14 protein-coding genes and 1 tRNA gene are annotated in these 19166 nt (G+C 32.4%); 9 read left to right on the top strand and 6 right to left on the bottom strand.

Annotated features, from left to right (window positions below; translation table 11 throughout):
- Window positions 1–51 precede the first annotated feature (51 nt).
- Window positions 52–1350 (bottom strand): T9SS type A sorting domain-containing protein, encoded by a 1299-nt coding sequence (locus IEV63_RS11845; protein WP_188407027.1) that lies wholly within the window; start codon window positions 1348–1350, stop codon window positions 52–54.
- A 250-nt stretch (window positions 1351–1600) separates the two neighbouring features.
- Between IEV63_RS11845 and IEV63_RS11840 the strand changes: the two genes are divergently transcribed.
- The 3 genes from IEV63_RS11840 to IEV63_RS11835 all read left to right on the top strand — a co-directional run bounded on the left by IEV63_RS11840 (window position 1601) and on the right by IEV63_RS11835 (window position 5662).
- On the top strand, window positions 1601–4432 hold the full coding sequence (locus IEV63_RS11840; RefSeq protein WP_188407026.1) for a triple tyrosine motif-containing protein: 2832 nt from the start codon (window positions 1601–1603) through the stop codon (window positions 4430–4432).
- A 418-nt stretch (window positions 4433–4850) separates the two neighbouring features.
- Window positions 4851–4982 carry a hypothetical protein gene (locus IEV63_RS13080; RefSeq protein WP_262890066.1) on the top strand — a complete coding sequence of 44 codons (132 nt, stop codon included), beginning with the start codon at window positions 4851–4853 and terminating at the stop codon, window positions 4980–4982.
- 143 nt (window positions 4983–5125) lie between these two features.
- The gene (locus tag IEV63_RS11835; protein ID WP_188407025.1) at window positions 5126–5662 is read left to right on the top strand and encodes an HD domain-containing protein; all 537 of its coding nucleotides are present in this window, start codon (window positions 5126–5128) and stop codon (window positions 5660–5662) included.
- Between the two features lie 150 nt (window positions 5663–5812).
- Here IEV63_RS11835 and IEV63_RS11830 read toward each other — a convergent pair.
- Both IEV63_RS11830 and IEV63_RS11825 read right to left on the bottom strand, forming a co-directional pair.
- A tRNA-Arg gene (locus IEV63_RS11830) sits at window positions 5813–5886 on the bottom strand.
- Window positions 5887–5971: 85 nt separating this feature from the next.
- The gene (locus IEV63_RS11825; RefSeq protein WP_188407024.1) at window positions 5972–6421 is read right to left on the bottom strand and encodes a GatB/YqeY domain-containing protein; all 450 of its coding nucleotides are present in this window, start codon (window positions 6419–6421) and stop codon (window positions 5972–5974) included.
- 213 nt (window positions 6422–6634) lie between these two features.
- Between IEV63_RS11825 and uvrA the strand changes: the two genes are divergently transcribed.
- From uvrA to IEV63_RS11795, 6 genes are all read left to right on the top strand, one after another.
- Complete coding sequence (gene uvrA / locus IEV63_RS11820) at window positions 6635–9457, top strand: excinuclease ABC subunit UvrA (RefSeq protein ID WP_188407023.1); 2823 nt, start codon at window positions 6635–6637, stop codon at window positions 9455–9457.
- A gap of 40 nt (window positions 9458–9497) precedes the next feature.
- Window positions 9498–10184 (top strand): LOG family protein, encoded by a 687-nt coding sequence (locus tag IEV63_RS11815; RefSeq protein ID WP_188407022.1) that lies wholly within the window; start codon window positions 9498–9500, stop codon window positions 10182–10184.
- An 89-nt stretch (window positions 10185–10273) separates the two neighbouring features.
- The gene (locus IEV63_RS11810) at window positions 10274–11446 is read left to right on the top strand and encodes a T9SS type A sorting domain-containing protein (protein WP_229737246.1); all 1173 of its coding nucleotides are present in this window, start codon (window positions 10274–10276) and stop codon (window positions 11444–11446) included.
- Between the two features lie 76 nt (window positions 11447–11522).
- Window positions 11523–14345 (top strand): gluzincin family metallopeptidase, encoded by a 2823-nt coding sequence (locus IEV63_RS11805; protein ID WP_229737245.1) that lies wholly within the window; start codon window positions 11523–11525, stop codon window positions 14343–14345.
- Window positions 14346–14441: 96 nt separating this feature from the next.
- The gene (locus IEV63_RS11800; protein ID WP_188407020.1) at window positions 14442–14687 is read left to right on the top strand and encodes an AbrB/MazE/SpoVT family DNA-binding domain-containing protein; all 246 of its coding nucleotides are present in this window, start codon (window positions 14442–14444) and stop codon (window positions 14685–14687) included.
- Entirely contained in the window at window positions 14678–15001 is a 324-nt protein-coding gene (locus IEV63_RS11795) for a type II toxin-antitoxin system PemK/MazF family toxin (protein ID WP_188407019.1), read from the top strand. Before IEV63_RS11800 ends, IEV63_RS11795 begins: the two co-directional genes overlap by 10 nt.
- A 91-nt stretch (window positions 15002–15092) precedes the next feature.
- Here the strand turns inward: IEV63_RS11795 and IEV63_RS11790 are convergent, their stop codons facing one another.
- The 3 genes from IEV63_RS11790 to IEV63_RS11780 form a co-directional block, all read right to left on the bottom strand.
- On the bottom strand, window positions 15093–16040 hold the full coding sequence (locus IEV63_RS11790; RefSeq protein WP_188407018.1) for an NAD(P)H-dependent flavin oxidoreductase: 948 nt from the start codon (window positions 16038–16040) through the stop codon (window positions 15093–15095).
- Between the two features lie 9 nt (window positions 16041–16049).
- Window positions 16050–17225, bottom strand: a complete 1176-nt coding sequence (gene mnmA, locus IEV63_RS11785; protein ID WP_188407017.1) for a tRNA 2-thiouridine(34) synthase MnmA — start codon at window positions 17223–17225, stop codon at window positions 16050–16052.
- A gap of 113 nt (window positions 17226–17338) precedes the next feature.
- On the bottom strand, window positions 17339–19123 hold the full coding sequence (locus IEV63_RS11780; protein WP_188407016.1) for an ABC transporter ATP-binding protein: 1785 nt from the start codon (window positions 19121–19123) through the stop codon (window positions 17339–17341).
- Between the last annotated feature and the right edge of the window lie 43 nt (window positions 19124–19166).

Genomic DNA, 19166 nt, shown 5'->3' with positions numbered 1-19166 from the left:
ATTAAGTTGAGATAATTGATTTTATGTCAAGTTAAATGATGCGCTCATTTTTTATTTTTTGATTATTTTTCTAGACGTAAAACCTTTTTCTGTATTTAACTTTAAAATGTAAACTCCTGTATTAAAAGTAGATGAATCAATTTGAATGATAGATGAAAGTGATTTTTTAGAATATACTTTCCTACCAGTAATGTCGAAAACTTCAATCAGTGTTATTTGTTCATTATTTGTTGAAATATTCCAAAGATGTGAAGTTGGATTTGGATAAATTTTTAAACCAGCTATTTCAAAATTATTTGAACTTAATGTTGCATACTCACCAAAAACATAATCATCAATTTGAAAAATATTAAGGTTAGGGTCTTCAGTTTCATCAAAATTTGTTTGAATATCAAAAAATAGAGCAACTTTTGTATTGGTAGTTGATGTAAAACTTGTAAAATCGAATAGAAGTTCCTGCCATTGATTTGGCGTTGTATATTCTGCAGTTACAGCATGTTCTGGTCCACCAGATTCAACTTTTATAGTTAATGTAGATGTTCTTGGCCCTTTTACTTTTATTGAGAATCCCCTATCGGCAGTTGATAAATCTATACCATCGCTATTTTCAACTTTAATTTGAGAAAACCAATCGTTATTAACGCCATCAAGTTCAGCTACATTTACACTGGAATTGATACCATCGGTTACAGTATTTACAGCATCCTCATTAAATATTAAATTTTCTGAAGTTATTGAAGTTGGAGTTTCAAAATCAAAATCGAATTCAGTTAGTGTATCTAGGTCTGGAGGCGTGGTACTTAAAAGAGAAAAATTATCTAAGATTACTCCGTCAGTACCAAAATTATTTCCTCCCGATCTAAAAAGAAGGTAATAGGTACCATCATTAGTGATTTGAAATAATCCTGGATTAGATTCGTCACAACCTGATGCTACAGCTTGACCTGTGTAAGTTTGAGTACAATCCCAAGCATTATAAGCTTTTAGTACTTGTTGGTCACCAAAATATTCTTGGTTTTGAACTGGCTCAGCAGAACCTATATAAACTTCTCCCCAAATTTCATTGATATTCTCAAAATCCATTTCCATATCGAATTGATACCAGCCAGATGATAAATCTACACTCGTGTAAAATCCCATATGTATCCACCCACCGTCTGTAGGGTCAATCTTTCCAATGTTGACAACACCGTCATTAAAAGATACCTCACCGTTTGTACTATCTGTTCCGTATTGATTTACAACCGTCCATCCAGTAGCATCATCGAAACCTCCATTTGTAATTAAATTTTGACTGTTTCCTATCATTACAGTTAATAGACATAGAAATAAAAAAGTAATTGTTTTCATGGTATTCAAATTTGTTTATTAAAGTTATTATTTAAAATAAAAACTACAACGCTGTAGTAAATGCATCATAAATTTATTTCTGTTACAAAACTATGCTTAATAACACTTGATAAGAAAAAAGCCACTACATCAAAAACTCAAATAAATGTTAATTAAAACTCATCAAAAACTTTCAAATATTTATTCACACCCTATTTTTTAAGGTTTTAGTAAATTTATTTAATACATTCGAAGAATATAATTACACCTCATGAATCCAAATTGGTTTATTTCAATGTTCATCTTAATGTTTTTTGATGTAAGTTCTCAATCAAATTCAAATACTAAATTCGGTGTTCCATTAAGAGTACATTTTTCTTCGGAAAATTACCAAGGAAGTATACAAAATTGGGAATTTGATCAATCTGAAAATGGATTATTATACGTGGCGAATAATTTTGGATTATTAGAGTTTGATGGTAATAAGTGGAAAAAATACAATATTCCAGATGCTACAAAAATAAGAACTGTAATGATAGATAGTAAAGGTACTATTTTTGTTGGAGGACAAAATCAGATAGGCTATTTCTGGGAAACTGGCAAGGGCCTTCAATTTAAATCTTTACGGAAGGAGTTAGATGCTTTAAATGTAGAATTTTCTGAAGTTTGGAAAATATTTGAACTTGACGATGAAATATTTTTTAATGTAGAGGATAAACTTCTTTCTTACTCGAATAATCAAATAAAAAAAATAGATTCACCTGGTTTTTTAATAAGTTCTTTTTTAGTAAAAGACCGCGTATTTTGTCAATTTTATAACGAAGGTATTTTTGAATATAAAGATGGAGATTTTATAGCCTTACCTCAAACAAACAATATTGAGCGTTTAATAGCTATTCTCCCCAATAAACAAGGTTATTATTTTCTTAGTGAAAAAGGAAAAGTATTTGAGTTCAAAGATTCTAATTTGCAATTTAAAATAGATCTTTTACAATCGGATACCGTGAACGAAGCTATACAACTAGAAAATGGAGATTATGCATTAGGCACACAAAACAATGGTCTTTTAATATTTAACTCAGATTTTTCTAAAAAACTTCATCTAACAAAGAATAAAGGAATATCTGATAGAACTGTAAAATCTATTTATGAAGACAATTTTAATAACCTATGGGTAGCTTTAAATAATGGTATAGATTATATAAAGCTAAGTTTACCTTTTACCTTAATCAATGAAGAGTTAGGCGTAGAAGGCACAGGTTATGATGCTCATTTCTTTGATAATTCTCTTTATCTAGGAACTAATAATGGACTTTTTGTAGCAAATACAGCAGATTTATTTTTAAATGAAGATCACTTTAGCCTATTTCCTGATTCTGAAGGACAAGTATATAAGATATCTCAAATTGAAAAAGAACTTTTCTTAAATCACCATGAAGGAGCATTTAAAATTGATGGTCATGAATTAAAAAAAATACATGATATAGGGACTTGGAATTTAATAAAAACAAGTAAACCAAATGTTGTTTTAGGTGGCGATTACAAAGGAATTAAGTATTTTGAGAAAAAAAACAACTCATGGGTAAACACTAAAGATTTACCAGACTTAAGCGAATCTTCAAGGATTTTGGTTTTTGAAAATGACACAACACTTTGGATGTCTCATGGCTATAGAGGTGTTTACAGAATAAAATTTGATAAAAACATGAAGTATAAAAACAAAATTGAACATTTTGATGATCGACATGGATTTCCATCCAATATTCTTATTACTTCTTACAACTTAAATGGCAAAATGGTTTTTACATCGAAAAGTGGAATTTTCAACTTCAATAAGGATTCTTTAAATTTTTCTTCAAATCAGTTTTTTGATAATTATCTAGGTAAAGAGCATGTTAGTGAATTAGTATCCGGCATAAACAACTCGGTATATTACATACAAAACCAAAATTTTGGTGTTTTAAATGAAAAAAAATATGGTGACTTTGATAAGAAAACAAAAATTTTCAAACATATTAACAAGTATATAAGCGATGATTTGCAAGATATTTCTGTTGTAAATAACAACAGTGTCTTTATTACTGCTAAAGATGGATTTATTAAGTATGACCCTCAGAAAAATCACCATATTGAAAAAAAATTTTCAACAATAATTAGATCAGTAAAAGTTTCAAAAGCCGAAGATTCTTTATTAATCGCTATACCTATAAATAAAGAAAAACTAAAAATAAATAATAAACAATCCGTAAAAATAGAATTTGCATCTCCATTTTATGATGGATTTGAAGACTTAAAGTATAGTTACAGATTGAAACCTTTAGATGAAAAATGGTCTAAATGGACTGACACAAACGAAAAAAGTTATAATCACTTACCTTATGGTGATTATACATTTGAAGTAAAGGCAAAAAATATTTATGACCTAGAAAGTAAGGTTTCAAGTTTTCCTTTTCAGGTATCAACTCCTTGGTATGCAAATTGGTATGCTAAAACTGGCTACTTTACCTTATTTTTGGTATTCATAATATTAATTCCTGTTTTGCAGCGAAAGAAATATAAAGTAGAAAACTCTATAATAAAAAAAGAAAAGGAAAAGGAAATTAGGGTTAAAAATGAAGAAATTGATAAATTATACAACGAAAAATTACAAACTGAGCTAAATCTTAAAAACGATCAGCTTACTTCTACAACTATGCAACTAATAAAAAATAAAGAATTTATACAAGGTATACAAGCCAAAATAATTACCAGTATTGATAAAGGCGGCTCGGTACAAGAACTTAAGCGTATCATAAGTTCAATTGATAAGGAGCTTTCAGACGAAGATTACTGGGCTAAGTTTGCCTATCATTTTGATCAAGTACATGGCAACTATCTTGAAAAACTATCGAGTATGAACATTAAACTATCTCCTAGAGAAATTAAGCTTGCTGCATTCCTTAGAATGAATATGAGCTCTAAAGAAATTGCAAAACTTTTAAATATAACACATCGAGGTGTTGAATTAGCAAGATATCGACTTCGGAAAAAATTGAAACTAGAACGCAAGCAAAACTTAGTAGAATATTTAATTGAATTAGATAAAAACAATACTATACCTTAAAGTACCGTTATGTATTTTAAATAATATGGATTTATATTTTTCTTGAAATTTCTATCGAAATAAATTTGTTTCTAAAATAGAATAACAAACTGTTTTACTTTAGAGAAGCTTACATTAATTCAACTAAAATGGAAACATTGAAATTTAAAGATGTACTAAAACTATAAATAGCTGCAATTCAAAAGAGCCATGCAAACTGAATAATTCACTTACATAATACAAATCATATCCTGTAGGCATCATATCCAATAATTTCATTCCGTTAGAGTACTCAATTGTTTTGGGAATTGCAACAGTCAGCATATAGTTGCTAACCAAGACCAACAATTTTAAAATTATTGTAATTCAAGCAGCTCTAGTGGTTATTCATAAGTTTATCATAAAAAGATAAAAGTCAATTAACTAAATAAATCTAATTATGGGAATTAAACCAGGACCAAAAAGAACTGCAAAGACAACGGGAAAGCCAGACAGACGACAAAGAGATAATAAAAAAACTCAAGGAAACACACCATCATTAAAACTACATAAACACAAAAAAGGTGATTAAAATTAGTACTGGATTGGACTAAAATACACTAAACCACTTTCAACAAACAGAAGTTGGTCGTCTTGTAAAAGAAAATGTTTATACCAATTTAGATAAAAAAGCATGTATGAAAAAACATATTTTAATCGATTAAGTAATCAAAAATGACACAAGAAATCTATCAAAAAGCTATAAAATTCGCTGGAGAAAAACATAAAAACCAAAAAGTACCTGGAACTGATGCTAACTACTTATTACATCTATCAAATGTAGCTATGGAAATACTTTTAGCTTATAGTGATAGCAGCAATTTCGATATCAATTTTGCCATTCAATTGGCCTTATTGCACGATACTATTGAAGACACAGATACGAGCTTCAATGAAATTGAAAATAAATTTGGACATAGCGTTGCTGTAGGTGTTCAAGCCTTAACTAAAGATGAAAGCTTGACTACCAAAAAAGAAAGAATGATTGACAGCTTAAACCGTATTAATGAATTGGAAAAAGAAGTCGGAATGGTTAAATTGGCTGACAGAATTACAAATCTTCAAAAACCACCAAAACATTGGGAAAAAGATAAAATTAGAAATTATTTAAATGAAGCAATCTTAATTAGTGAAACATTAAATGCAAAAAATGAATACCTTAACAATAGATTGAAAACCAAAATAACTGAATATGAAAAACATACTGAATAAAAGATAAACTAATCCATAAAATCAAAACCTATTACAAAAAATTGATATGTTTTCGAACCAAACAATCCAACTATTCAAAAAGTAGATAAAATTTCATTTGAAAACAAAAGATATTCCCAAACATAAAAAATTATGTTTGGGAACAATTTGTGACCGCGGCAGGATTCAAACCTGCAACCCTCAGAGCCGAAATCTGATATTCTATTCAGTTGAACTACGCGGCCTAATTTTATTTTAAAATTCGCTGAGCTGTAAAAAATCCACTAACAACACCCAGCAATAAACTACTCACTAAATTATAACTTTTCCTTAGCTCAAATGTTTCTTCACTAAATTCGAAATGGTTTTACCATCGGCTTTGCCTGCTAAGTTTTTAGAAGCAATGCCCATTACTTTACCCATATCTTTCATACTTTCTGCACCCGTTGAAGCAATTATTTTTTGCACTTCAGCTGCAATCTCTGCTTCACTCAATTGCTCCGGTAAAAATTGTTCAATAATTTTGGCTTCAGCTAACTCAGGCTCAGCCAAGTCTGGTCGATTTTGCTCTTGGTAAACCGCAGCGCTATCTTTGCGTTGTTTTACCAATTTTTGAACTAACTTCAACTCTTCAGCTTCAGTCATTTCTTCACCACCACCAGTAGCTGTTTTTGCTTTTAAAATTTCACTTTTAATCGAACGCAAAGAAGCTAAAGCAAGGGTGTCTTTTGCTTTCATTGCTTCCTTCATCTTCTGCATTACTTCTTTTTCTAAAGCCATGATATTTCATTTGAGAGCGCAAATATACATACATTATGAAAGAATTTCAGCAAAAAGTCTCTACGAATTTTTAAATGAACGCTATACCAAATAAAGATTTTGCTTCAGCAAGACCTAAACTTTTCATAATTATCTTTAAGTCATCGCATTTGAAAGCCACAAGCGAATCTTTAGCCATAAAAATTGACTAATTTTGCAAGTTGAAATTTGGCTATGGAAGATAAAATTGAAGTTTATGGTGCAAGAGCACATAATTTAAAGAATATTGATGTGGACATTCCCCGAAATAAACTAGTAGTTATTACCGGTTTATCGGGTTCTGGAAAATCTTCTTTAGCTTTTGATACCATTTATGCGGAAGGACAACGCCGATATATTGAAACTTTTTCAGCCTATGCAAGGCAGTTTCTTGGTGGTTTAGAACGTCCAGACGTAGATAAAATTGAAGGACTTTCGCCAGTAATTGCCATCGAACAAAAAACCACATCAAAAAGTCCACGAAGTACCGTGGGTACCATTACCGAGATTTACGACTTTCTTCGTTTATTGTATGCACGAGTTGGCACAGCTTACAGTTTTAAAACTGGAGAAAAAATGGTGAGCTACTCAGATGAGCAAATCCTTCAAAAAATAAAAGAAATTTATCAAGACCAAAAAATCAATGTCTTAGCTCCTGTTATTCGTTCGCGAAAAGGACATTATCGGGAGTTATTCGAGCAAATTGCAAAACAAGGTTTTTTAAAAGTTCGAGTAGATGGCGAAGTACGCGATATTGAAAAAGGAATGAAGCTCGACCGCTACAAAATTCATGATATTGAAGTGGTTATAGACCGTCTTAAAATAAACGATAAAATAGACCAACGCCTTGCCACCAGTATTAAAAATGGAATGAAGCAAGGCAATGATATTATTATGGTTTTGGAAGAAGGCAAAACTGAAGCGCGCTACTTTAGCCGAAATTTAATGTGCCCAACTAGCGGCATTTCATATCCTGTTCCCGAACCCAATAATTTTTCATTCAACTCTCCAAAAGGTGCATGCCCCAGTTGCAATGGCATAGGTGAAGTTTTTGAAATTAACACTGATAAAGTAATTCCTAATCGAGAAATATCCATTAAAGAAGGTGGAATTGAGCCACACGGAAAACCAAAGAAAAATTGGGTGTTTAAGCAGCTAGAGAGCATTGCTTTGCATTATAAATTCAATTTAAAAGATGCCATAAAAGACATACCTAAAGAAGCATTGGATGTAATTTTATATGGCGGCAAAGCTTCATTTAAAGTCTATGGCGAAAAAGCAAAAGTAAACAGAAGTATTTCTTACGATTTTGAAGGCGTAGCTACATTTATTGAAAATACCTTCAACCAAAGAGAAAGTTCTACTTCACTAAAACGTTGGGCTAAAAAATACATGGATAAAAAGCCTTGTCCTACTTGTGAAGGGAGTCGTTTAAAAAAAGAATCGCTCAATTACAAAATAGCCCAAAAAAATATAGCTGAGTTAGTGGATATGGATGTGTTGGAACTGCAAGATTTCTTTACCAATTTAAACAAAGCCTTCAGCAAAAACGAGTGGAAAATAGCCGAAGAAATTATAAAAGAAATTCAAACACGTTTGCAATTTTTAGTCGATGTGGGTTTAACCTACCTCAGCTTAAATCGCGGTTCTAAAACACTTTCTGGTGGAGAAGCGCAGCGCATTCGCTTAGCTACGCAAATCGGTTCTCAATTGGTAGGTGTATTGTACATTTTAGATGAACCTAGTATTGGCTTGCATCAACGCGATAACGAAAAATTAATCAATTCGTTAGTTTCTTTGCGCGATGTGGGTAATTCTATTATTGTGGTAGAACATGATAAAGATATGATTGAGCGAGCCGACCATGTAATAGACATTGGGCCGTTTGCAGGCAAAAACGGTGGCGAAATTATTAGCCAAGGAACACCAAAACAAATTTTAGCTAGCAAAACACTTACCGCTGATTATTTAAGTGGAGCCAAAAATATTGAAGTTCCAAAAAAACGCAGAAAAGGAAATGGCAAACATTTGCATTTACAAGGGGCAACTGGAAATAACTTAAAAGATGTTTCCATTAAAATTCCCCTCGGAAAAATGATTGTGGTAACTGGTGTTTCAGGAAGTGGAAAGTCTACTTTAATTAACGAAACGCTCTACCCTATTATGAATGCCTATTATTTTAATGGTGTAAAAGAACCGCTTCCATATAAAAAAATCACCGGACTTCAGCATTTAGACAAAGTAATTGACATCAATCAAACACCTATTGGTCGTACACCACGATCAAATCCAGCAACTTATACGGGTGTTTTTGACGAAATTAGAAAGTTATTTACCATGACACCCGAAGCACAAATCCGCGGTTATAAACCGGGGCGTTTCAGTTTTAATGTTAAAGGTGGTCGTTGCGAAACTTGTAGCGGTGGTGGTTTAAAAGTGATTGAAATGAACTTTTTACCCGATGTATATGTGGAATGTGAAACCTGCCAGGGAAAACGCTTCAACCGAGAAACTTTGGAGATTCGATACAAAGGCAAATCCATTAGCGATGTTTTGGAAATGACCATTGATGAAGCCACTGATTTTTTCGATCAAATTCCAAAGATATATCGCAAATTGAAGACCATTCAGGATGTTGGCTTGGGTTACATCAGTTTAGGGCAACAAAGCACAACTCTTTCTGGTGGTGAAGCCCAACGTATTAAGTTAGCAACCGAATTAAGTAAGCGAGATACTGGAAATACTTTTTATATTTTAGATGAACCCACTACTGGCCTACATTTTGAAGACATCCGCATATTAATGGATGTATTGAATAAATTGGTAGACAAAGGCAATTCTGTTTTAATTATTGAACACAATATGGATGTAATTAAAATGGGCGACTACCTTTTTGATATTGGTTACGAAGGCGGAAAAAACGGTGGGCAATTAGTAGCGAAAGGAACGCCAGAGAAAGTAAGTAAAGACAAGCAAAGCTACACCGCTGCTTTTCTAAAAAAAGAATTAGATTTGTAGGCTGTTTTTTTATGAAGTCTAACCTAACTAAAATTAAATTATGGTAACTAAGAAATACAAAAATTGGAACGAAATTAAAACCAACGATAGTTGGGCACTATTTAAAATAATGGGCGAATTTGTGCAAGGCTACGAACGCATGAGCGAAATTGGTCCTTGTGTTTCTATCTTTGGTTCGGCACGTTTAAAACCAGATCATAAATATTACAAGTTAGCAGTAAGTATTGCTCAAAAAATTGTGGATCATGGCTATGGTGTTATAACCGGTGGCGGTCCAGGAATTATGGAAGCTGGAAATAAAGGAGCTCATTTAGCTGGCGGAACTTCGGTAGGCTTAAATATAGAACTGCCTTTTGAGCAACACGATAATCCATACATAGATCGCGATAAAAACCTAAATTTCGATTACTTTTTTGTACGTAAAGTTATGTTTGTAAAATATGCACAAGGTTTTGTAGTGATGCCCGGCGGGTTAGGAACGCTAGACGAATTGTTTGAAGCCATTACTTTAATTCAAACCAAAAAAATAGATAAATTTCCAATTATTTTGGTTGGAAAGGAATACTGGAGTGGTTTATTAGATTGGATTAAACAAACCATGGTAGATACCTATGAAACTGTTGGCAAAGATGACTTAAACTTGATTAACTTGGTAGATACCGAAGATGAAGTTTTAGCTATTTTAGATGAATTCTATAATCAATTTGATTTGAGTCCGAACTTTTAAATGAATAAAGTGGTTTGCTAAAAAAAATCCCCTTACTTTTTCTTATCTTTTTTTCTTCAATTGGGTTTGCTCAAGAAGATTATACACTAATGTTTTATAATTTATTGAATTTTCCTGAAGCTCCACCAAGTAATCGTGCTTCCATATTAAATTCTATTTTAGATAATGTACAACCCGATATTTTTATGGTTTGTGAGCTTCAAAATGAAGCAGGAGCCAATTTAATTTTAAATCAGGTTTTAAACGATACCAACGAAGTAACTTATGCCATGCCCGATTTTGAACTGAATACTTCATCTAGTTTTCAAGAATTGCAACAGCATTTGTTTTACGATGAAAGTAAATTTAGTTTAAATTTTACAGATATCATCCAAACGCAATTACGAGACATTAATTACTATCAACTTGAAGTATTAAACAATACTGAGAGCGCAGCTTTATATCTCGATATTTTTGTCGCGCATTTAAAAGCAGCACAAGGAACAACCAATGAAATTATTCGATCGAATATGGTAAGTGATTTTACTGCTTATTTAGCTAATCTTCCAGAAGATGCAAACGTAATTTTTGCTGGAGATTTTAACTTATACACCGCCAACGAGAGTGCTTTTTTACAATTGGTTATGGGGCAGTCTACAATTTCATTTAGCGATCCAATTAATACTATTGGCGATTGGAATAACAATCCCAGCTTCGCAAATATTCACACACAGAGCACACGAACTTCGAACAATAATTTTGACGATTTTGGTGCGGGTGGCGGAATGGACGATCGTTTCGATTTTATCATGGTTTCTAACAATATAATGGAAGCTGAAAACGACATTACCTATAAAGAAAATACTTATGTTGCTTACGGAAACAATGGCAATTGTTACAATAAGAATATAAGTGACACTTCTTGCCTGGGTGAATTTAACCAAGCTACCCGAAATTTATTGTATTTAATGAGCGACCATTTACCTGTTGTAATGGAAGTTACCAATCAAAATGCTAGTCTTTCCAATTCAAATTGGAATGCTTCAAATACCTTGCTGAGCTTTCCAAGTGGAAATATAGTAGAGCAAGAATTATATGTTAAATTCCATGCTTCAGTAGATGCTTCAACTACTATAAACATTTATAATCAAATAGGACAAAAAGTATATTCCTTTAAAAAGATAAGTAATTCAACAATTATCGATGTAAGTTTTCTTTCTTCAGGAATTTATTTTGTGAAACTTGAAAATTTTTCAGAAAATTATAAGTTCTTAAAGCAATAAAAAAGCTTTTTTTGATATTGTAATTTATGTAGTTCAATAAGCTTACATTAGCCAATTTCAGCAAAATATGAAATTAATGCCATCAAAGTTTTTGTTTAATTTATTTATCCCTGCTTTTCTTTTTTTGAATTGTGAAAGACTCTGTGCTCAGCAAAAAATTGATGCGCAAGTTAGTTTAAATAAAGACTTAAGAAGTTTTAGCATTACGCAGAAAGTTATTTTCAAAAATACTTCTACAAATACTTTAAAATCGATTTGGTTATACGATTGGGTAAATGCATTTTCTAACAAAAGAAGCGCATTGGGTAAGCGCTATGCGCAAGAATACATAAGGAAGTTTCATTTTGCATCGGATGAAGACCGCGGTGGGACTGATTTAGAATTTATAAAGAATAACTCGCAAAATTTAAAATGGAGCAGACCAAAAGATAAAATCGATTTAATTGAAGTTGATTTACCTAAAGCTTTACAACCTGGTGAAGAAGTTGAACTTCAACTCAGTTACAGCGTTGTTATACCATTAGATAAATTTACTGGATTTGGTTTTAATAACGGAAATTTCAGAATGAAATATTGGCTTATACAGCCAGCAGTTTACCAAAATGAATGGTGGATTTACAGTGATTTAGAGCTTTTTGACCAACCACAGCAACCCGCTGATTACCATTTAGAATTAAATTTACCTAAAAATTACAATGTTAACACGGCACTTACTAAAACCTTATTAAAAGAAGACGAACTCACAAAAAGCTATTTGTTAACTGGTAAAAACCATAGTCAAATAGACCTACACTTAGAATTAGTAAATAGCTTTACTACTACCGTAACCGACTTTGGAACTCTCATTTCGAACATTAAAGAAAACCAATTAAATGAAAATATTGAAGCTTTAATAATCGATCGTATTTTAAACTTTTTAAGTGTTCGGCTTGATAAGTTTCCTAATGAACGTATTCTAGTTTCAGAAAAAGATTACGATTTATCTCCGGTTTATGGTTTAAACCAGTTGCCCGATTTTATCAGGCCATTTCCCGATGGTTTTCAATTTGATATCAAACTTTTTAAAACCTTAACAGACCAATATTTAAAGTATTCTATATTTATAAATTCTCGTAAAGATCAGTGGATTTTAGATGCGATTCAATATTCATTAATGATGGAGTATGTAGATATTTTTTATCCAGACACCAAATTGCTTGGAACTTTAAGTAATATTAAAGGAATTAGCTGGACTCATGCATCTAGTTTAGATTTTAATGACCAATACGATTTTCTGCTACAAACCATGATTCGGCAAAACATCGATCAAACCTTGGTTACTCCACAAGATTCTTTATTGCGTTTTAATAAAAAAATTGCTAATCCATACAAAGCAGGAATTGCGATGGATTATTTAAAAGATTACTCAAGTAAAAACGAAGTAAATCAAGGTATTAAAGAATTTTATGTTACAAATAAATCTAAATTTACTTCCTTAGAAAATTTTAAATCCAGTTTAAACAAAAACACCAAAAAAGATATTGATTGGTGGTTTAATGATTTTGCTTCTACAAATCAATTTATCGATTTTAAAATTCAGCAGGTAAAACGCAACAAGAACAAAGATTCTTTAGAAGTAAAGATTGTTAATCGGTATCCCAATCAATTACCTGTAGCTATTTCGCAACTTAAAAACAACAAAGAAATCCATAAAACTTGGGTAGAAGGTTTTGGAAAAGACACCGTGATACGGCTTAAAAATGAAGGAGCTGAACGTTTAGCAATAAACTACAATGGCAAAATACCAGAATTAAATAAACGAAATAATTACCAACGGGTAAGCAAGTTATTTAGTAAGCCTTTGCAACTTCGATTACTGGAAGATATTGAAGACCCAAGCAAAGAACAATTATTTGTTATTCCTGAATTTGGCTATAATTTATACGACGGATTTTATGCAGGCCCCAAACTGTACAATACGTCTTTATTACCTAAGCAATTTAGTTATGCACTTTCTCCCAAGTATGGTTTAGTAAGTAATGCTCTAGTTGGTTCAGCTTCTATGGACTATACCTTTATGTTTAAAGATGATGAAATTTTCTCCATACGAACAGGAATTGGTGGTTCTCGATTTTCGTATGACGTAGATTTATTTTTTAATTCATATTCTGCCTATGCTAGTTTCTTTTATCGCCCTAAAAATTTACGAAGTAATGTACGACAATCATTATCAGTAAGAACTTCGAGTGTAAACCGAGACGAAAGTGAACTTACAACTTTCAATGAACCCGAATACGATATTTACAATGTAAATTACAGATATCAAAATAAAAACCTAGATCGATTTTTTACAGCAAATGTAGATTACCAAATTTCTAAAAAATTCAGTAAAGTTTCTGCCACAAGTACATTTAGAAAATTATTTATAAATAATAGACAAATTAATTTCCGCTTTTATGGTGGTTTATTTTTGTTTAACGATACTGATTCAGATTTTTTTAGCTTTGCTTTAGACCGACCAACCGACTATTTATTCGATTATAATTACTACGGTCGAAGTGAAGAAAGCGGTTTATTTAGTCAACAATTCATCATGGCTGAAGGTGGTTTTAAATCGATGCTACAACCCGCATTTGCAAATGAATGGATAGCAACTACTAATGTTAGCACAACCATTTGGAATTGGATTTTTGCTTATGGAGACATGGGTTTTGTAAAAAACCGTGGTGCAGATGCCGAATTTCTATACGACTCTGGAATTCGACTTAATCTAGTTGAAGATTATTTTGAAATGTATTTTCCAGCGTATTCTAGCTTGGGTTGGGAAGTTGGACAACCTAATTATGCTGAGCGCATTCGCTTCATCGTTACTTTAGATATTCCAACCTTGTTTAGACTATTTACCAGAAAGTGGTATTAGGAGTTTTTAATTGATAATTGTTGCCCATTAATGCTAAAAAAACTTTGCAAAAAAAAAAAATGAAAGTTATTACTTTATGATTACAAAGTAACAATTATGGAAACAGCAATTATAAAAATCGGAAATTCAAAAGGTTTGCGTTTAAGCAAGACCATTTTAGAAAAGTACAAGATCAAAGATAAAGTTGAAATGATTCTGGAGAAAGGACAGATCATCCTTAAACCAATAGACAAACCGAGAAAAAATTGGGAAAATGCTTTTAAAGAAATGAGAGCAAATAATGATGACAAATTATTACTTGATGATGTTTTTGATGATGAAAACTTTGAAGAATGGAGTTAAAACAATACGCTATTGTACTCGTTAATATTGACCCGACGATTGGAAGTGAAATTAAAAAAACTCGTCCCTGTGTAATTCTATCACCAAACGAAATTAACAAGTTCTTGAAAACCATTGTAGTGGATCCAATGACGACTAATCTTAAAAAATATCCGACAAGAGTAAACGTAAAACATAAGGGTAAAAACGGAATGGTTGCGATTGACCAAATTCACACAATTGACAAGACTCGAATTTTAAAAAGATTTGATCGACTATTAAAGTCTGAAATAGCCAAATGTAAAAGTTTAATTAAAGAAACATTTGTCGATTAAATCCGACTGAAAAAGAAACGCTGAAAAAATTGACGCCTATTAATTTAGCCATACAATGCGTTAAAATTTGATAAAATTAGATTCAACATTTTTATAAAACTGAGACTTGTTGTTTAGCAGCTTCAAATTCGTTGATTATTTCTTTAACAATTTCTGCAGCGGGTTTTATTTCGTCGATTAGGCCAGCTATTTGTCCTATTTCTAATTCACCTTCATCTAAGTCACCTTCAAACATTCCCTTTTTAGCTCTGGCTCTACCTAGTAATTCTTTTAGTTCTTCAGCTGAAGTTCCTTTTTGATATAACTTTTGCACATCATTAAAAAACTTATTCTTTATTAATCGAACAGGCGCTAATTCTTTTAAGGTTAGCTGTGTTGCTCCTTCTTTAGCTTTAACCACTTCTTCTTTAAATTTAAGATGCGACGAAGCTTCATGACTCGCAACAAATCGAGTTCCAACTTGCACCGCATCAGCGCCAAGGACCATCGCTGCCAGCATGGCTTTTCCAGTTGCAATTCCGCCAGCGGCAATTAAAGGAATTTCGATTTCTTTGGCCACCATAGGAATTAAAGTTAAACTAGTTGTTTCTTCTCTTCCATTATGTCCACCAGCTTCAAAACCCTCAGCTACTACTGCATCTACTCCAGCTTCTTGTGCTTTTAAAGCAAATTTTACACTACTCACCACGTGGACTACTTTAATTCCGTTTGCTTTTAAAATAGGCGTCCATGTTTTAGGATTTCCAGCTGAAGTAAAAGCAATGGGAACTTTTTCTTCAATAATAATATCCATGATTTTTTCTAAATCAGGATACAGCATCGGAACATTAACCGCAAAAGGTTTTGATGTAGCATTTTTACATTTTTGAATGTGCTCACGTAAAATTTCTGGATACATAGAGCCTGCGCCTATAATTCCTAAACCGCCTTCATTACTAACAGCTGAAGCCAATTTCCAACCACTAGCCCAGATCATACCTGCTTGAATTAATGGATATTGTATATTAAAAAGTGAAGTTATTCTGTTGTTTTTATGCATGTTTAAACTTTATGAAATTACACCCGAACCGAGCAATTCTTCTCCTTCATACCAAGCTACAAATTGACCTTCGGCAATGGCGTATTGTTCATTTTCAAAAATAACAAATAAGCCTTCTTTTTCCTGATATAAAGTTGCTTTTTCCAAAGGTTGTCGATACCTAATTCTCGCCATTACTTCTAATTTTTCTCCTATTTTTAAAGCCAAATCTTCTCTAAGCCAATGTGTTTCGTGCGGTTTTACCAGTAAGCCTTTACGTAGTAACCCTGGATGATTTTTACCCTGACCAGTATAAATTATATTTTTATTTACATCGGTATCTAGTACAAACAAAGGTTCTTTGGTTCCACCAACAGCAAGGCCTTTACGTTGGCCTTTGGTAAAAAAATGAGCGCCATCGTGCTGACCTACCACTTTACCATTTTCTGGCAAATATTTAAATTTAGATGTATCATCTAGCAAACTATTTCCAAAAGATTTTTGCTCATTATAAATGGAAGAATCCACTGGAATTTCTATAATATCTCCTTTTTTAGGTTTTAATTGTTGTTGAAGAAATTCAGGTAAACGAACTTTACCAATGAAGCATAAACCTTGCGAATCTTTTTTATCGGCTGTAATTAAATTTTGCTCAGCTGCAATTTGTCGTACTTCAGATTTTTGAAGCTCACCAATTGGGAAAATAATTTTTGCTAATTGTTGTTGCGAAATTTGACATAAAAAATAAGATTGGTCCTTATTTTGATCTTTACCCGCAAGTAATTGATGAATCTCGTTACCATCTGAAGTAAAGCTAGTTTTTCTACAATAATGACCCGTGGCTACGTAATCTGCTCCAAGTGATTCGGCTATTTTTAAGAATACATCAAATTTAATTTCGCGATTACAAAGTACATCAGGATTTGGTGTGCGACCTTCTTCGTATTCTTTAAACATATAATCTACAATACGTTCTTTGTATTCAGCACTTAAGTCTACCGTTTGAAAAGGAATCCCAAGTTTTTCGGCTACTAACATGGCATCGTTACTATCGTCTAACCAAGGGCACTCATCACTAATGGTTACAGAATCGTCATGCCAGTTTTTCATAAACAAACCGATTACTTCGTAACCCATTTCTTTACATAAATAAGCAGTAACACTAGAATCTACTCCACCACTTAATCCAACTACAACTCTTTTCATTCGTTATTTTATAAGTTGCAAAAATATGAAATTTAGTTTCTAATAATTCCATTAAGCATTGAAGTTGCAAATGCTGTTATAGAAAGAATTAAAAGGAATAATTGCAAAATTAATTAAGCTTGCAACTGAAGCTCCACTAAATTTCGGTAACGTCCGTTTGTATTTTTAATTAACTCTTCGTGGCTTCCTTTTTCTACTAACTTTCCATCTTCTAACACCAAAATTTGATTAGCATTTTGAATGGTAGATAATCGATGTGCAATAACAAAAGATGTTCTTCCTTGCATTAAAGTTTGCAAAGCTTCCTGTACTAAATGTTCAGATTCTGCATCTAGCGCACTAGTAGCTTCATCTAAAATTAAAATACTTGGGTCTTTTAAAATTGCTCTTGCAATAGCAATACGTTGGCGTTGACCACCCGATAATTGAATTCCACGTTCGCCAACTATAGTATGGTATTGCTCAGGAAAAGCTTCAATAAATTGATGTGCATTTGCTTTTTTGGCAGCTGCTTTTACTTCACCTAACGAAGCATCAAATTTCCCATATTGTATGTTCTCTAAAATACTTCCACCAAACAGAAAAACTTCTTGTTGCACATATGCCATTTCCTTTCTTATACTATACAAATCCATTTCTGCACAAGATTCACCATCGATTAAAATATGGCCATGAGTTGGTTTATAAAACTGTAGTAGCAAAGAAGCAATTGTTGACTTCCCCGCTCCACTTGGACCAACAATGGCTACCGTTTCGCCAGCTTTAACTTCAAAATTTAAGTTCTTTAAAACCTGAATTTCTGAACGTGAAGGATAATGAAAATCTACATCTTTAAATTGAATATTTCCAGCTAATCGACTGGATAGTTCATGTTGAGACTCAGCGCGAATTGGTTCGGTTACTTCATCAATAATATCAAAAACACGCTCAGTTGCTCCGACTGCTTTTTGTATTTGTGCATATTGAATAGGCAAACCACCGATGGAAGCACCTACGAAAATGGTATATAAAATAAAGGTGATGAGTTGAGATTGCGTAAGTAAATCTTGGCTTTGTAACTTAACCGCATACCAAACTAAAAGTACAATAGCACCGAAAATGCAAAATATAATGAAAGATGAAAAAGCACCACGGGCCAATCCACCTTTAATAGCAATTTGTTTAATATTGGCTACGGCCTTATTGTAACGAAGCATTTCGAAAAATTCGTTTGTAAAAGCTTTTACATTAGCAATACCTTGAAGGCTTTCGGAAGCTATGGAGTTGGATTCTGCTACTTCGTCTTGAGCATCTTTAGAAAGTTTACGGATGTATTTACCAAAAAACACAGCAATTATTGCAAATACAGGAATTGTGGCTAACATAAGTAGCGATAGTTTTACCGAAGTAAAAAAAAGTGCCACTACTCCACCAATTACAATAATAAATTGCCGTAAAAACTCAGCAATACCTGTTGTAAATGTATCTTGAATTTGGCTGATGTCTGCTGCTATTCTACTATTTAATTCGCTTACTTTTCTACTCGAAAAAAACTGCATCGGCATTTTAATTAGTTTACCAAAGGTATCTTCGCGAATACTGGCCAACATGTTTTCGGTAACATTTACAAATAACACTACTCGAAAGAAAGAAAAAATAGCTTGGGCAGTAAACAAGCCTAACAAAACAAGCCCCATTCTATTAATATCACTAGCTGTAAAATCTGCAGTTTCTATTAAGTCACCCATTAATTTTGGAAACAACAAAGCGGTTAAACCTGTAAAACTTAAAAATACTAAACCGAGTATTAATTTCCATTTATGTGGACCAATATATTTAAATAAACGAAGGCTTCGTTTTAAGTTTGAAGCCGTTAATTTTGCTTTAGGCAAGTCGTCATTTTTTCTTTTCCTTGGCATTATTTTTTTGTTTGCAAATTAAAAAAGTAGTTGCACTTAAAGT

The organism is Psychroflexus salis (assembly GCF_014640175.1).
In the GTDB taxonomy this organism is placed as follows: domain Bacteria; phylum Bacteroidota; class Bacteroidia; order Flavobacteriales; family Flavobacteriaceae; genus Psychroflexus; species Psychroflexus salis.
The sequence above is the reverse complement of the archived record's forward strand: the minus strand, read 5'-3'. Positions and strand labels throughout refer to the sequence as shown.

Coding starts and splice junctions, on each gene's coding strand:
- IEV63_RS11845 (WP_188407027.1), bottom strand. CDS start 1,350: ATGAAAACAATTACTTTTTTATTTCTATGTCTATTAACTGTAATGATA.
- IEV63_RS11840 (WP_188407026.1), top strand. CDS start 1,601: ATGAATCCAAATTGGTTTATTTCAATGTTCATCTTAATGTTTTTTGAT.
- IEV63_RS13080 (WP_262890066.1), top strand. CDS start 4,851: ATGGGAATTAAACCAGGACCAAAAAGAACTGCAAAGACAACGGGAAAG.
- IEV63_RS11835 (WP_188407025.1), top strand. CDS start 5,126: ATGACACAAGAAATCTATCAAAAAGCTATAAAATTCGCTGGAGAAAAA.
- IEV63_RS11825 (WP_188407024.1), bottom strand. CDS start 6,421: ATGGCTTTAGAAAAAGAAGTAATGCAGAAGATGAAGGAAGCAATGAAA.
- uvrA (WP_188407023.1), top strand. CDS start 6,635: ATGGAAGATAAAATTGAAGTTTATGGTGCAAGAGCACATAATTTAAAG.
- IEV63_RS11815 (WP_188407022.1), top strand. CDS start 9,498: ATGGTAACTAAGAAATACAAAAATTGGAACGAAATTAAAACCAACGAT.
- IEV63_RS11810 (WP_229737246.1), top strand. CDS start 10,274: ATGTTTTATAATTTATTGAATTTTCCTGAAGCTCCACCAAGTAATCGT.
- IEV63_RS11805 (WP_229737245.1), top strand. CDS start 11,523: ATGCCATCAAAGTTTTTGTTTAATTTATTTATCCCTGCTTTTCTTTTT.
- IEV63_RS11800 (WP_188407020.1), top strand. CDS start 14,442: ATGGAAACAGCAATTATAAAAATCGGAAATTCAAAAGGTTTGCGTTTA.
- IEV63_RS11795 (WP_188407019.1), top strand. CDS start 14,678: ATGGAGTTAAAACAATACGCTATTGTACTCGTTAATATTGACCCGACG.
- IEV63_RS11790 (WP_188407018.1), bottom strand. CDS start 16,040: ATGCATAAAAACAACAGAATAACTTCACTTTTTAATATACAATATCCA.
- mnmA (WP_188407017.1), bottom strand. CDS start 17,225: ATGAAAAGAGTTGTAGTTGGATTAAGTGGTGGAGTAGATTCTAGTGTT.
- IEV63_RS11780 (WP_188407016.1), bottom strand. CDS start 19,123: ATGCCAAGGAAAAGAAAAAATGACGACTTGCCTAAAGCAAAATTAACG.